General features: G+C 64.0%; 16 protein-coding genes. 10 read left to right on the top strand and 6 right to left on the bottom strand.

Annotated features, from left to right (window positions below; translation table 11 throughout):
• The coding region (locus Q0S16_RS02715; protein ID WP_295844747.1) for a DNA gyrase C-terminal beta-propeller domain-containing protein at positions 1-1,703 on the top strand (1,703 nt) is incomplete at its 5' end.
• 77 nt (positions 1,704-1,780) lie between these two features.
• On the opposite strand, the gene Q0S16_RS02710 is transcribed toward Q0S16_RS02715, so the two are convergent.
• Entirely contained in the window at positions 1,781-2,038 is a 258-nt protein-coding gene (locus Q0S16_RS02710) for a hypothetical protein (RefSeq protein ID WP_295844745.1), read from the bottom strand.
• Positions 2,039-2,364: 326 nt separating this feature from the next.
• On the opposite strand from Q0S16_RS02710, the gene coaD reads away from it, so the two are divergent.
• From coaD to tgt, 6 genes are all read left to right on the top strand, one after another.
• Positions 2,365-2,862: a pantetheine-phosphate adenylyltransferase gene (gene coaD / locus Q0S16_RS02705; protein WP_295844743.1), complete on the top strand. Its 498-nt coding sequence runs from the start codon at positions 2,365-2,367 to the stop codon at positions 2,860-2,862.
• 26 nt (positions 2,863-2,888) lie between these two features.
• Positions 2,889-3,455, top strand: coding sequence for a peptidylprolyl isomerase (locus Q0S16_RS02700; RefSeq protein WP_295844741.1), 567 nt, complete (start codon positions 2,889-2,891; stop codon positions 3,453-3,455).
• Between the two features lie 26 nt (positions 3,456-3,481).
• Positions 3,482-3,904, top strand: coding sequence for a hypothetical protein (locus tag Q0S16_RS02695; RefSeq protein ID WP_295844739.1), 423 nt, complete (start codon positions 3,482-3,484; stop codon positions 3,902-3,904).
• Positions 3,880-4,347, top strand: a complete 468-nt coding sequence (locus Q0S16_RS02690; RefSeq protein WP_295844736.1) for a peptidylprolyl isomerase — start codon at positions 3,880-3,882, stop codon at positions 4,345-4,347. Before Q0S16_RS02695 ends, Q0S16_RS02690 begins: the two co-directional genes overlap by 25 nt.
• A gap of 133 nt (positions 4,348-4,480) precedes the next feature.
• Positions 4,481-5,563, top strand: a complete 1,083-nt coding sequence (gene queA / locus Q0S16_RS02685; protein WP_295844733.1) for a tRNA preQ1(34) S-adenosylmethionine ribosyltransferase-isomerase QueA — start codon at positions 4,481-4,483, stop codon at positions 5,561-5,563.
• Positions 5,560-6,693, top strand: coding sequence for a tRNA guanosine(34) transglycosylase Tgt (tgt, locus tag Q0S16_RS02680; RefSeq protein ID WP_295844732.1), 1,134 nt, complete (start codon positions 5,560-5,562; stop codon positions 6,691-6,693). Before queA ends, tgt begins: the two co-directional genes overlap by 4 nt.
• 171 nt (positions 6,694-6,864) lie before the next feature.
• On the opposite strand, the gene Q0S16_RS02675 is transcribed toward tgt, so the two are convergent.
• The 5 genes from Q0S16_RS02675 to Q0S16_RS02655 form a co-directional block, all read right to left on the bottom strand.
• Entirely contained in the window at positions 6,865-7,842 is a 978-nt protein-coding gene (locus tag Q0S16_RS02675; protein ID WP_295844731.1) for a tripartite tricarboxylate transporter substrate binding protein, read from the bottom strand.
• 107 nt (positions 7,843-7,949) lie between these two features.
• Positions 7,950-8,798: a fumarylacetoacetate hydrolase family protein gene (locus Q0S16_RS02670; protein ID WP_295844729.1), complete on the bottom strand. Its 849-nt coding sequence runs from the start codon at positions 8,796-8,798 to the stop codon at positions 7,950-7,952.
• 70 nt (positions 8,799-8,868) lie between these two features.
• On the bottom strand, positions 8,869-10,437 hold the full coding sequence (locus tag Q0S16_RS02665) for a bifunctional 3-(3-hydroxy-phenyl)propionate/3-hydroxycinnamic acid hydroxylase (RefSeq protein ID WP_295844727.1): 1,569 nt from the start codon (positions 10,435-10,437) through the stop codon (positions 8,869-8,871).
• A 42-nt stretch (positions 10,438-10,479) separates the two neighbouring features.
• Complete coding sequence (locus tag Q0S16_RS02660) at positions 10,480-11,373, bottom strand: VOC family protein (protein WP_295844726.1); 894 nt, start codon at positions 11,371-11,373, stop codon at positions 10,480-10,482.
• On the bottom strand, positions 11,370-12,401 hold the full coding sequence (locus Q0S16_RS02655; RefSeq protein ID WP_295844723.1) for an amidohydrolase family protein: 1,032 nt from the start codon (positions 12,399-12,401) through the stop codon (positions 11,370-11,372). The genes Q0S16_RS02660 and Q0S16_RS02655 overlap by 4 nt, the downstream gene beginning before the upstream one ends.
• Before the next feature lie 245 nt (positions 12,402-12,646).
• Between Q0S16_RS02655 and Q0S16_RS02650 the strand changes: the two genes are divergently transcribed.
• From Q0S16_RS02650 to Q0S16_RS02640, 3 genes are all read left to right on the top strand, one after another.
• Positions 12,647-13,357, top strand: coding sequence for a GntR family transcriptional regulator (locus Q0S16_RS02650; protein ID WP_295844750.1), 711 nt, complete (start codon positions 12,647-12,649; stop codon positions 13,355-13,357).
• A gap of 169 nt (positions 13,358-13,526) precedes the next feature.
• Positions 13,527-13,835, top strand: a complete 309-nt coding sequence (locus tag Q0S16_RS02645) for a hypothetical protein (RefSeq protein WP_295844721.1) — start codon at positions 13,527-13,529, stop codon at positions 13,833-13,835.
• The coding region (locus Q0S16_RS02640) for a DDE-type integrase/transposase/recombinase (RefSeq protein ID WP_295844719.1) at positions 13,835-14,587 on the top strand (753 nt) is incomplete at its 3' end. The genes Q0S16_RS02645 and Q0S16_RS02640, both read left to right, overlap by 1 nt.

The raw sequence follows: 14,587 nt of genomic DNA, 5'->3' as shown, positions 1-14,587 counted from the left end.
ACCTGCTGACGATCTTTGTCGCATTCCGCGAGACCGTCGTCACCCGGCGCACCAAATTCCTGCTCAACAAGGCGCGCGACCGCGCCCATATTTTGGTCGGCCTGGCGATCGCCGTGGCCAACATCGACGAAATCATCCGGGTGATCCGTACCTCGCCGGATCCGGCGACGGCGCGCGATATCCTGATGGCGCGCAGCTGGCCGGCGATGGATGTCGCGGCGATGATCACGCTGATCGACGACCCGCGCCACCGGTTGGAAGAAGACGGAACGGCGCGGCTGTCGTTCGAACAGGCCAAGGCCATCCTCGACCTGCGTCTGGCCCGCCTCACGGCCCTCGGTCGCGAGGAAATTTCCGAAGAACTCGACAAGCTCGCGGTCGAGATCGCCGACTATCTGGACATCCTGCGCTCGCGCGCCCGCGTCCAGACTATCATCAAGGATGAACTCGGCGCCGTGAAATCGGAATTTGCCACGCCGCGCAAGACCGTGATCATGGAGCAGGAAGGCGAAGTCGAGGATGAGGACCTGATCCAGCGCGAGGACATGGTGGTGACGGTGTCGCACCATGGCTACGTCAAGCGCGTGCCGCTCTCGACCTACCGCGCACAGCGCCGTGGCGGCAAGGGCAGGTCCGGGATGGCGACGCGCGACGAGGATTTCGTCAGCCGCTTGTTCGTGGCCTCGACGCATACGCCGGTACTGTTCTTCACGTCGCGCGGCCAGGTCTACAAGGAAAAGGTCTGGCGGCTGCCGATCGCGCCGCCGAACGGCCGCGGCAAGGCGCTGATCAACATCCTGCCGCTGGAGCAGGGCGAGCGCATAACCACGATCATGCCGCTGCCCGAGGACGAGGCGACCTGGGAAACGCTCGACGTGATGTTCGCCACTACCGGCGGCAATGTCCGTCGCAACAAGCTGTCGGACTTTGTCGACGTCCGCCGCTCCGGCATCATCGCGATGAAGCTCGACGAGGGCGAGAACATTGTCGACGTGCAGATCTGTACCGAGCATGACGACGTGCTCCTGACTGCCGCCGGCGGCCAGTGCATCCGCTTCCCGGTGTCCGATGTGCGCGTGTTCCAGGGGCGTAGCTCGATGGGCGTGCGCGGCATCGCGCTTCCGGCCAACGACACGCTGATCTCGCTCACCATCCTGCGCCATCTCACCGCCGATTCCGAAGAGCGCGTCGCCTATCTGCGGCGTGCCAACGCGGTGCGCCGTGGCGGTGCCGAGGAGCGCGGCATCGTCGAGGACGAAGCGGCGGCAACGGCGGCGGAGTCGGACGAGGCGACCGCCGCGATCGAACTGGGCGAGCAGCGCTATGTCGAGATGTCGGCCAGCGAGCAGTTCGTGCTGACCATCACCGAGAACGGTTATGGCAAGCGCTCGTCATCATTCGAGTACCGGACCACCGGCCGCGGCGGCAAGGGCATCGTCGCCATGGCGGTGAACAGCCGCAACGGCAAGCTGGTGGCCTCGTTCCCGGTCGAGGATCACGACCAGATCATGCTGGTCACCGACAAGGGGCAGTTGATCCGCTGCCCGGTCGGCGGCATCCGCATTGTCGGCCGCTCCACCCAGGGCGTCACGGTGTTCAATACCGCCGATGACGAGCACGTGGTCTCGGTCGAGCATATCGGCGACACCGGGGAGGGCGAAGAGCCCGATGCCGGTAGCGAAGTGCCGGTGACCGAAGCCTGAGCAGGACTGAGGCAGGAATCAAAAAGCCCCCGGGACAACCGGGGGCTTTTTTGATTCCGTCGGATGGTTGGCGCAATTTACTTGCGAACGGCGGTCACCAGGCGAGCCTCGCGGATCACTGCGGTCTTGGCGGCGGCATTGCGCAGGCAGGAGGCCTCGAAATTTGGCCAGGCCTGTTCCGAGCAGTTGCGGCCGACGGCCTTGATGTCGAGTCGGTCGCCCTTGGCCAAGGCTACCGGTACGGACGCTTCGACCTGAGGCGCAAAGCCTGGCAGAACGGTGAGAGCGGCGGCGATGAACGCGGCGACGGCGATGGCTGAAATTGCCTTGATCATGACGGTCCCCTGTCGTTTGGGCGGTTTCGCCCGGCTTTGTGTTTGTCGCTTCCTGTCCCGCCTGATTAGCGGCCCGCGGTTTCAGCAGGTTGTCACCACACGACAATCCGGTTTCGTGACACCCGGCTTTCGTTTCATTCATTTCAAGCGACGAAACACTGGCTCGGAAAGTGTAATGTTTTCAGCGTCGTCTTCAGCTCCCACAATAGACGCGCAGCCCCCCGGTCTGGTTCGATTCATACCTAAAAATAAACATCGTTCGGACGGCCAGCGAGGCTGGAACCAAGCTGGCTTGCGGCTCTGCGCGGGCCGGGGTAGACGGAGGCATGCCCCGTATCGCGCTTTATCCTGGCTCCTTCGATCCCGTGACCAACGGCCACCTCGACGTGGTCCGCCACGCTGTGGGGCTGTGCGACAAACTGATTGTCGCGATCGGCGTGCACCCCGGCAAGAAGCCGCTGTTCTCCACTGAGGAGCGCCTCGAGATGGTCGAGAAGGTGTTCGCGCCGCTGGCAGCGGCCAGCGGCTGCGCCTTCGACTGCACCACCTATGACAATCTCACCATCACCGCGGCGCAGAAGGCCGGTGCTACCATCATGATTCGGGGGCTGCGCGATGGTACCGATCTGGATTACGAAATGCAGATCGCCGGCATGAACGAAACCATGGCGCCGGGCGTTCAAACCGTGTTCCTGCCGGCCTCGGTCGGCGTTCGCCCGATCACGGCCACACTGGTGCGGCAAATCGCGGCGATGGGCGGCGATGTCTCGGCCTTCGTGCCGGCCGCGGTCGCCAAGAGCCTGAAATCCAAATTCGCCGGCTGACCGGCTTCCTCAGATCAGGAGTTTTCATGATCCGCATATTCGCTCTCGTCGCCGCGCTGTTCATCGCGGCTCCCGCTTTGGCACAGGCACAGGCGCTGCCGGCCGGCCTCGACAAGGCCAACGCCATTGTCATCGATACCACAAAGGGTCGCATCGTTATCAAACTGCGTCCGGACATCGCGCCGCAGCATGCCGAGCGCATCAAGTTGCTGGCGCGCGAAGGCTACTACAACAACGTGCCGTTTCACCGCGTGATGGAAGGTTTCATGGCTCAGACCGGCGACGGCAAGAATTTCAACGGCACCGGCGGCTCGAAATATCCGAACGTGCCGGCGGAGTTCTCCAGCGCGCCGTTTACGCGCGGCGTCGTCGGCATGGCGCGCGCCGGTGATCCGAATTCGGCCAACTCGCAATTCTTCATCATGTTCGCGGAGGGCTCGTCGCTCAATGATAAGTACACCGTCGTCGGCGACGTCGTGTCCGGCATGGACGTGGTCGACAGACTGAAGAAGGCGCCTCCCGGTTCGGCCGGCGGCGCGGTCACCGATCCGGACAAGATGGTCAAGGTCCAGGTCGCGTCCGACGTCAAGTAACGACAATGCCGCGGCGTCATGTCTACATGGGCGTCGCGGCATTGCTGCTGTTCTGCGGCATGGGCCGGGTCGATCAGGCCTTCGCTGAAACCGAGGGTGTTGGTACCCTGGCGGGAGTTTTTGCGAGGCTTAAAAGCTGCTGGAAGCCGCCGGCGCTGCCGCGCGGCCATCCTGGAATGCAGATCACGGTACTATTCAGTCTGCAGCGCAACGGAGAGATTTTCGGCAAGCCGCGCATCACTTTTGAAACCGCCGATGCTTCCGAGGCCGACAGCATTGCCTATCGAACGGCTGTAATGGAGACATTGCAACATTGCACGCCGATGCCATTTACCGGGGGACTAGGCGACGCCGTCGCCGGACGCCCCTTCAGAGTGCGGTTTGATGACCGCCGAAACCAACCCCAACCAGTAGAGAGACGAGCATGGCTGATAACGACAACACTTTGATCCTCGAAACCACCCAGGGCAACGTCACCATCGAGATGCGCCCCGATCTGGCGCCGGGTCACGTCGCCCGCATCAAGGAACTGGTCCGCGAAGGCTTCTATGACGGTATCGTGTTCCACCGCGTTCTCGATGGCTTCATGGCGCAGACCGGCTGCCCGCAGGGTACCGGCACCGGTGGTTCCGGCCAGAAGCTGAAGGCTGAATTCAGCGCCGAGCCGCATGTTCGCGGCACGCTGTCGATGGCCCGCGCGGCGAGCCCGGATTCCGGCGACAGCCAGTTCTTCATCTGCTTCGACGATGCCTCGTTCCTCAACAAGCAGTACACGGTGTGGGGCAAGGTCACCGAGGGCATGGAGAATGTCGACAAGATCAAGCGCGGCGAGCCGGTGCAGGACCCCGACAAGATCATCAAGGCCCACATGGCCGCCGACGCCGCGGCGTAAGTCAAGCGTCGCCAATAGCAAAGTTCGTCATGCCCGGCCTTGTGCCGGGCATCCACGTTTTAGGACGTGACCGCAAGTGACGCGTGGATGGCCGGGACGGCCCGGCCATGACGTACCCATAGAACGACCATTCATGCGCACCGACCTTTTCGATTTCGAACTGCCCGCCGACAACATCGCGCTGCGTCCCGCCAGCCCGCGGGATTCCGCGCGGATGCTGGTGGTGCAGCCGGGCGCGGTGCCGCATGACAATATCGTTTCCGATCTGCCGAACTGGCTGCGGGCCGGCGACCAGCTGGTGGTCAATGATACCAAAGTGATCTCGGCGCAGCTCGCAGGCCGCCGCATCGGCCGTGAGCCGGAGACCAGGATCGACGCCACGCTGATCAAGCGGCTCGATGGTTCGCGCTGGCAGGCGCTGGTCAAGCCGGCGAAACGGCTCGTGCCCGGCGATACCGTCCGCTTCGGCGGCGAGGGCCGCGTCTGCCTGCTTGGTCATCTCGATGCCCAGGTCGAGAGCAAGGGCGACGCCGGCGAAGTCACTTTTGCCTTCACCTTTCATGGCCCGGCGCTGGACCAGGCCATCGCCGAACTCGGCGCGCCGCCGCTACCGCCCTATATCGCGGCGCGGCGGACGCCGGACGAGCGTGACCTCGCGGACTACCAGACCATGTTTGCCGACAAGGACGGCGCCGTGGCGGCTCCCACCGCCGGGCTGCATTTCACGCCGGCGCTGGAAGCCAACTTGCGCGAACGCGGCGTCGGCCTGCATCGGGTCACGCTGCATGTCGGGGCAGGGACGTTCCTGCCGGTCAAGGTCGACGATACCGCCGAGCACAAGATGCATTCCGAGTGGGGCACGATCTCGCGCGAAACCGCCGATGCGCTGAATGCCGCGCGCGCCAAAGGCGGCCGGGTCGTCGCGGTCGGCACCACCTCGTTGCGGCTGCTGGAAAGTGCCGCGACCGAGGACAACATCATCCACCCCTTCGCCGATGATACCGCGATCTTCATCACGCCGGGCTACCGCTTCCGCGCTGTCGACCTGCTGATGACCAATTTCCATCTGCCGCGCTCGACGCTGTTCATGCTGGTCTCGGCCTTCAGCGGCCATGACACCATGACCAAGGCCTATGCGCATGCGATCGCCACCGGCTATCGCTTCTATTCCTATGGCGACGCCAGCCTGCTCTTTCCGGACAAATCCACCTCATGACCGTCGCCAATCATTTCGAACTGCTCGGCACCGACGGCGTCGCCCGCCTCGGTAAGCTGACCACGCCACATGGCGAGGTCCGCACGCCAGCCTTCATGCCGGTCGGCACGCTCGGCGCCATGAAGGGCCTGCACTGGCGCGAGGTGCGTGACGCCGGCGCCGACATCGTGCTCGGCAACACCTATCATCTGATGCTGCGGCCGGGCGCCGAGCGGATCGCTGCGCTCGGGGGACTACAGAAGTTCACCACCTGGAACGGGCCGATGCTGACGGATTCCGGCGGCTTCCAGGTGATGTCGCTGGCGCAGTTGCGAAAAGTGACGGAGCAGGGCGTGACGTTTCGCTCTCATATCGACGGCGCCAAGTTTGAACTGACACCGGAGCGCGCCATCGAGATCCAGCGGTTGCTGAATTCCGACATTGCGATGCAGCTCGATGAATGTGTCCGGCTGCCGGCCGAACGCGCCGACATCGACCGCGCCATGCTGCTGTCGCTGCGCTGGGCCGAGCGCTGCAAGCGCGCTTTCGAGAGCGCGCCGGACGGCTACATGCTGTTCGGTATTGCCCAGGGCGGTGATGTGCCGGAACTGCGCCGCGCCAGCGCTCAAGGCCTCGTCGACATCGGCTTCCACGGTTATGCGATCGGCGGCCTCGCGGTTGGCGAGCCGCAGGCGGTGATGCTGGCGATGATCGAGGAGGTGGTGCCGATCCTGCCGCGAGACCGGCCGCGCTATCTGATGGGCGTCGGCACGCCGGACGACATGCTGGAGGCGGTGGCGCGCGGCGTCGACATGTTCGATTGCGTGATGCCGACCCGCAACGGCCGCCACGGCATGGCGTTCACCCGCCACGGTCAGCTCAACATGCGCAATGCCCGGCACATCGACGATCCGCGTCCGCTCGACGAGGAAAGCGCGTGGCCAGCGACGCGGGACTATTCCCGCGCCTATATCCATCATCTGGTCCGGTCGGGCGAAACGCTCGGCGCCATGCTGCTGTCGGAAATCAATATCGCCTATTATCAGAGCCTGATGCAGGGCATCCGGGCGGCGATCGCGGATGGCACCTTCCAGCAATTCCGCGAGCGCACCCGCGCCGGCTGGGCGCGGGGCGACATCGCGCCGCGCTAAAGCCTGTTCCATTCAGGTCTAAGCGCATCCGGAGTTTCTGAGATAGCTGGCGCATTTGTGCGGCGCCAACTTGCTTCGACGGAGCGCTCAGCCGCTTTACGGAGTAGGGTCTCGAGCTTGACGTGGTGCTGGCATAGATCGACCAATCGCCGCGGAACTGGCGTGGGCCTTTTACTCTGGCTGGATTCCGAGCCCCTGAATGACCTTGCCTGTCGCGGCCAGTTCGGTGTCCAGGAACTGCTTGGCGCCGGCAGGCGTGACCGCATCGCCGATGCGGACATCGAAGCCCAGGGTCGGCGCGCGCTCCCGCACCTCCGGTGAACTGATGGCACGAGCAACCTCGGCGCTGAGTTTCTGAACAATCTCCGGCGGCGTGCCGACCGGGGCCATCAACATGAACCAGCCTTGCAGGTCGACGCTTTTCAGCGTTTCCGAGATCGCCGGGACGTCCGGCATCGAGGCGACCCGCGTGCTGCCGGCAACGGCCAGTGGACGCAGCGTATTGGCTGCGATGAAAGGTTCGGCCACGGAGGCGGACTGGATCGTCACCTGGATGCGGCCGGTGATGATGTCCTGCACCGCGTTGGTGGTCGTGTTGTAGGGCACCATTACGAAATTGGTCCCGGCTTGCTTGTTGATGGATTGCGCGATCAGGCCCGAAATGTTGCGTGGCCCGTCGACGGCCAAGCTCAGGGAGCCCGGTGCCAGCTTCTCCAGGGCGATCAATTCCGGCAGCGTCGTAGCCTTGACCTCCGGATTGACGAGAAGCACGTGGTTGCTGCGCGCCACCATCGCGACCGGGACAAAATCCTTGATCGGGTCATAGGGAAGCTTCTTGAAGGTATAGGGATTGGTGACCAGCGCGGCCGAGGTAGCGAACAGGAAAGTGTAGCCATCGGGCGCCGCGCGCGCGACGGTCTGGGTGCCGACGAGGTTCGCAGCGCCCGGTTTGTTCTCGACTACAAATTGTTGACCAAGTGCCTTGCCAAGCTTGTCGACGATGATGCGGCACAGCACATCGGGGCTGTTGCCGGCCGCCTGCGACACCACAACGGTGACCGGCCGGGTGGGCCAGGATTCCGCGTGCGACGGTGTCGCCAAGCCAAGTACCGCACTGGTTAGCAGCGCGAGGTAAGATCGTCTCGTCATCGTATTCCTCCAGGAGGTGGCTGCCTGCGATTTTATATCGCTTGAGGCGCATTCAATCGGACAGTTGGTGGCGTCGCAGCGGCCCACGCGCGGGCCGCTGCGTAGCTTCAGGTCTCGTCGGCGACGCCGTTGCGCAGCACGCCGAGCTTGTCGATCTCCACTTCGACAATATCGCCGGGCTTCAGCCACAGCGGTGGCGTACGCTTGGCGCCGACGCCACCCGGCGTGCCGGTGACGATCACGTCGCCGGGCTCCAGCCGGGTGAATGACGAGCAATATTCGATCTGCCGCGGGATATCGAAGATCATCTGGTCGATGGTCGCGTCCTGCACCACCTGGCCGTTGACCCGGGTCTGCAACCGCAGCGGGGCGACGTCGCCAAGTTCATCCGGCGTCATCATCCAGGGGCCAAACGCGCCGGTCTCCGGAAAATTCTTGCCCGGTGTAAATTGATGCGTGTGGCGCTGGAAATCGCGCACGCTGCCTTCATTGTAACAGGCATAGCCAGCGATGTGAATCCACGCGTCAGCCTGCGTGATATGTCGGCCGGGTTTGCCGATGATGATGGCAAGCTCACCTTCGTAATCGAGATGGGTCGAGAGCTTCGGCCGCACGATGTTGGCGAGATGCCCGGTCTGGCTGTTGGCGAACCGGGAAAATACCGTGGGATTCTCGACTTCGGAGCGGCCGGTTTCCTTGCGATGTGTTTCGTAGTTCAGCCCGATGCAGAGAATCTTGTCGGGGTTGGGGATCACCGGCAGCCAGGTGATGTTGGTGATCGAATGATGTCGGGCGTCGCGGGCGGCGTCCTGCACGGCGGCGAGCGCATCGGCGGCGATGACGGATTTGAGATCGGGATAGCGATCTTTCAGGACCGCGCCGACGTCGAGCGCTTCGTCGCCTTCGATGATACCCCAGCTGCTGCTGTTGCCGATCTTGAAACTTGCCAACTTCATCGTAACGTCCTCGCTTGCGAAACCGCGACGCGGTGATCGCTGTGTAAATAATCAGACTTCAGTAGGTCAGTCATTGCAGACCTTTCGCCAGCTGGTCGAGCAGGTCGCCCAGCGCGTCGTCGTCATTGGCGACGCCGAACACGTAATGATCCGGCCGAACCAGCGCGGCCATGCAACCATGGCGGTCGAACCAGCCCGCAACGACACCATCCCGTTCAACGAGGGCGTCATGATCGGACGCCGAACCGATACGGATCGGCGTCACACCTAACCGGTTCAGCTTAGCCTGCACATCGGGCGACAGATCCGCCGCGCGGCGCGCGTCCAGCACCAGTCGCCAGCCGGTGCCAGCGGCTGCGTCGAGCAATTGTCGTCCCGTCGACGTATCGATCCAGGGCTGTGGAAACAGCACGCCGTGCGCCGGCCGCAGCGGCAGCGCCAGCAGGCCGGTCCGCAGCGGCGGTACGATCTCCTGGCGGGTGACGGTGCGTGGCTGACCGCCGCCCTCGGCGAGGATGCGCAGGTCGCGCGCCTCGGCCGCGACCGGGTCGCGTTCGCAGATAACATGACCGATCGCCTTGATCCGCGAGGTCAACTGGCGGACGTGGTCGCTGCGTTCCACGCCATAAGAGTCGAGCAGCGCGCTGCCCGATAGGCCCTTTAATACCCGATCGAGCTTCCACACCAGATTGGCAACATCTCGAATGCCCTGACACATGCCCTGACCGATGAAGGGCGGCTGCTGGTGCGCCGCGTCGCCGGCAAGGAAGACGCGTCCCTGTCGCCATTGCTCGGCGAGCAGCGCATGAAACCGGTAGCTGGCGGAGCGCCACAAGGTGGCATCGGCCGGCGTGATCCAGCGCGCCAGCAGCTGCCAGACCTGCGCCGCGGTTTCCATTTCCTTCGGGTCTTCGCCAGGCAGCAGCATGATCTCGAAGCGGCGATGATTTCCGGGGCCGACAATGAATGAGGTCGGCCGCGACGGCTCGCAGAACTGGGCGGCGGTCGCCGGCAGCTTGCCGATGGCACCGTCATTGAGTTGCAGATCGACGACCAGCCAGGGTTCGTCGAATACCAGGTCCTCGAAAGCGATGCCGAGCTGCTGACGCATCGGGCTCGACGCGCCGTCGCAGGCGATCACATAGTCCGCGGTGACCGAACGCGTCGCGCCGCTCTCGTTGCGCAGATGCAGCGTGACCTGGTCCGGCGCTTGGTCGAAGCCGACCAGTTCCGTGCCCAGTTCGACCGTAACGCTGTCATAGGCGGCCGCGTGCTCGCGCAGCACGGCCTCGACGGGAGGCTGCGTGAACACCATGCTCGGGGTGTAGCCCAGCGGATAGGGCTCGGCGACCATGTCGATGCGGCGGATCAGTTGCCCTCTCGCGCCAAAATGCTGTGAGGCTGGAAACGGTGCAATGAACGGCAGCACAGCCGCGGCGGCGCCGAGATTGTCAAGCACACGCAGGATCTCATGATCGATCGCAATGGCCCGCGGCTTGTCATAGACCTCGCGCTGGCGATCGATCGCCAGCGTGCGGATGCCCCTGTCGCCGAGCAGGCTGGCGGCGATCGCGCCGGACGGGCCATGGCCGACGACGACGACCTGGAAATCGTTGGGCGGTTGCGATGAAAGCGTCACTCGGGACTCCAGCTACATTCGACGGCGCGGTGGATCGTTCGGTCAAGCATCGGCGTGGGGTACGGCGAGCTGCGCCGCCTTGACGTGATCCGCCTTGGGCGGGGCGATGCCCCAGTGGTCGGTGCGGCCCGGCGGCCAGCTCCATTGCGATGGCCCGCGCACCACATAGTCGTCGTCGACCTGCAGGACTTCGGCGGTGTATTCGATGACGAAGCCGAGCGGATCGATGAAATAGGCGAACACGTTGTCGCCCGGGCCATGGCGTCCGACGCCCCAGGCAATCGGAAATCCGGCGTCAATCATGAGACCGGAGCCGCGCATCACCGCTTCCAGATCCGGCATCAGGAAGGCGACGTGATTGAGCCCGTTGACGGCGGCATCGGCGATGACGATGGCATGGTGGTCGGCATTGCAGCGGACAAAGGCCATCGCCTTGGAACGGTCGGTGAGGCGAAACCCGAGCGCGCGCTCGTAGAAGGCGGCCAGGCCGTCGACATCGGTGCTGTTGATGTTGACATGGGCGAGCCGAACCGGTCGACGGGCGGGGGGCAGTGGCGCGAGCTGCATATCGCCGTGAATGAAGCGCAGCACGCCGCCGCCGGGTGCGCGGACGGTCATCACCGTGCCGCCATCGGGGCCCGGATTTGGCAGCGGCCCCGACAGCAATGTCGCGCCCTGCCGCCGGCACGCCACCGCGATGCGTTCGAACTCCGCATCGTCGTCCAGCCGGAATGTGATGGCCCGCAGGGCAGGGGCGTCGCCCTGGCGCAGAGCCATTACATGATGGTCGCTACCGCCAGCGCGCAGATAGCTGACGCCGTCGTGGCGCGTCACCAGGTCGAGGCCCCAGACGGAGGTGTAGAAGGCTTCCGATCGCGCGAGATCCGGCGTGTCGAGATCGACGCTGCGCAGGGCGGTGACGGGAAAATGCGTCATGACGTAACCGACTCCCCGATTCCGAGAAAACGTCGCGCGTTATCGCGAACGACCAGCTTGCGGGTGGCTTCGTCCGGGATCGCCGACGTGGCTCGCGCCACCGGGGTGCGGTCATGAAACGCGAAGGGATAGTCGGTGCCGAGCATGATCTGCGTTTCGCCGAATTTGGCGATCAGGTGCCGCAGCGTGGCGTCGTCATAGACCAGCGCGTCGTAATACAGCCGGCGCGCCTGCGCGACCGGGGCTTCCCGGATGCTTTCCCGCAGCACGGGAAATGCCTGGTAGCCCTCCTGCAGCCGCGGCAGCAGCGAGGCCAACGTGCCGCCGCCATGGCTGAACGCGATGCGCAGGCCCGGCCGCCGCAGCAGCAAGTTCGAGGTGATCACCGAGGCGGCGGCGAGGCCGATGTCGGTCGGATAGGCCAGCACCTGCTGCAGCTGCGCCGGCCCGACCAGCCGGTCCATGCCGGCGGGCCGCAGCGCATGGACGAACACCGCCATGTCGAGCTTCTCGACTTCGGCGAAGAAGCCGTCGAAGTCCGGAGACCCGATCGGTCTGCCGTTGACGTTGCTACCGATCTCGATGCCCGCAAAACCGAGCTCGTGCTTCAGCCGGTGCAGTTCGACCATGGCGCGGTCGATGTCCTGCAGCGGCAGCGCGCCGAGGGCAACCAGTCGGCCGCCGGAATGCGCCACCATCTCCGCCATCTGGTCGTTGATGTAGCGCAGCAGATCATCGGCCGGGCTGGCTTCCATCCAATAGGACAGCAATTCCGGCATCGGTGAAATCGCCTGCAGGTCGAGCCCCATCTCGACCATGTCGGCGACGCGCTTGCCGACGTCCCAGCAGCGGTCGGATACCGTGCGGTAAATCCGTCCGGACATCATCACATGCTTGTGGCAGGGTTTCGCATCGGCCATCGACGGCCAGTCAGCGGGCACGGCGGCGCCCATGTAGTTCGGAAACGAGGCAGGCACGACATGGGCGTGGACGTCGATCCCACATCCACAGGTGGAGATGCGGGTCATCGTTGCCGACGCTCGCCGGCGCCCGCGCGCAACAGGGCCGTGATCCTGCGTGGTTGAGCCAAATCGCCCGGCATTTTCATCCCATCAGTCGTTCATTCGATCGTTAGGCAGTAAATAACCTATAGAATTAAGCGCATGCAATAAAAATTTATAAATTATTCCATTTTTATAAGCCGTGTATAAAAGAATGGCTGGAATGGGCTTCGCCTGACGATTTAAGGATAATGGGCGTGGATAAGGTATCGATGCCGCGCTTGGCGTCACCGGCGCCGTCGACCCAGGCAAGCACGGTGTATGACCGTTTGCGTGACGACCTGCTGTCCGGGCGGCTTGAGCCGGGCCGGAAGCTGCAGATGCGTTTTCTTACCGATCTGTACCAGACCGGCCAGACCCCGCTGCGCGAGGCGTTGAATCGGCTGACGGCGGACGGTCTGGTGGAAGGTCGCGAGCAACGCGGTTTTTATGTCGCGGCCATCAGCCGCGGCGAGCTGGCCGAGCTGACCAAGACGCGGTGCTGGGTCGAGGGTCTGGCGTTGCGGGAATCGATGGCGGCAGCGTCGCCGCAATGGGAAGAGCAATTGCTGCTGGCGCAGCATCGCCTCAGCCGCTCACCCCGGTCACTGAATGCCGAGCACTTCGAAGACAATCCGGAGTGGGAACGTCTGCATCGCGCCTACCACAGAACACTGATCGGCAATTGCGGATCACAGTCCCTGATCGCGTTTTGCGGTCAGCTCGCCGACCAGCTCTACCGCTATCGGCGGCTGTCGATCCGCAAGGCCTTTCCATCGCGGCACGTGGCAGACGAGCATCAGGCGATCATGGAAGCCGTGTTGAGCAAGGATGTGGAGGCCGCGGTGACTCTGCTTGCCGCGCACTATAGCCGCACGGCTGAAGTCATTCTGCTGGACGAGCAGATTTTCCCTGAACTGAATTGTGGCAGCGACTTCGCCTAGCAGGATCGGGGTGGCCCCCTGCCAATGAGAAGTGGAATACCTGTCTCGGGTAATTTAGAGTACAGGTAGGACATACACATGACCACATCGCCGGAGCCGGCGCGTCATGACCCGGAGATCGTGGCGATCCCCAAGCGGCGCGGGTTCTCCGAGAGCGAGAAGCCGACGCTTGCTCGCCGAGGCCGAGCGGTGCAGGCAGGCCGGTACGCTGGGAGACTTCCTGCGGCGCGAGGGCATCTACTCCTCGATGATCTCGAATTGGCGCAAGAAGATTGGTGCGGCCGAACGGGCGGCGCTGACGCCGAATAAGCGTGGACTAAAGCCGGATGGATCGGCCCGACAGATTCAGGGGCTGCAGCGCGCCAATGCTCGCCCGCGCCACAAGCTCGAGCGCGCTGAACTGATCATCGACGCCCCAAAAAAACTTTGCGTTGCATTGGATCTGCCGACGTCGGACCACCGCGGTGGGGACGCGTGATGCAAGCCGTCACCGAACTCGCCTGCGCTGTCGGCTTGAAGAATGCGTGTCAGGCCTTCACGCTGAACCGCCGCTTCGTGTACCGCGATCGCAAACGTCACACCGTGGCCCCGACAAGGCGCGCGTCGCGGGCACGAACGCCGCTGGCACTTTCGCCCGCGGAGCAGGATCTGTTGCTGGCCGTTCTCGACAGCGAGCGCTTCGCCGACATAGCGCCGGCCGGGGTCTATACCACGCTGCTCGATAAGGGCTGCTATCATGGCTCGATCCGCACCATGTATCGGCTGCTGGCGGCCCGCGGCCAAGCCGGTGAGCGACGGCGTCAGCGCGTCCATCCGCCCTATACCAAGCCCGAACTGCTGGCGGTCAGGCTCAACGAGGTGGGGTCCTGGGATATCACCAAACTGAAGGGGCTGGCCAAATGGACCTGCTTCCATCTCTACGTGATCATCGACATCTATAGCCGCTATGTTGTCGGCTGGCTGATCGCTCCTCGGGAGTCCGCCGAACTCGCCGAGCAACTGATCGCCGATACCGTGGCGAAACAAAACATCTCACCCGGCACGCTCACGCTCCATGCCGATCGCGGTACCAACATACGGGCGAAGGCCGTCGCCGCGCTGCTCATCGATCTCGATGTCGCCAGGACCCACAGCGGCCCGCATGTCTCGGATGACAATCCGTACTCCGAGGCGCAGTTCAAAGCCCTGAAATACCGGCCTGACTTCCCGCGACGCTTCGGCTCGATCGAG

The organism is Tardiphaga sp. (assembly GCF_025356345.1).
In the GTDB taxonomy this organism is placed as follows: domain Bacteria; phylum Pseudomonadota; class Alphaproteobacteria; order Rhizobiales; family Xanthobacteraceae; genus Tardiphaga.
Note: the sequence above shows the minus strand (reverse complement) of the source record. Positions and strands in the feature narration are given on the sequence as shown.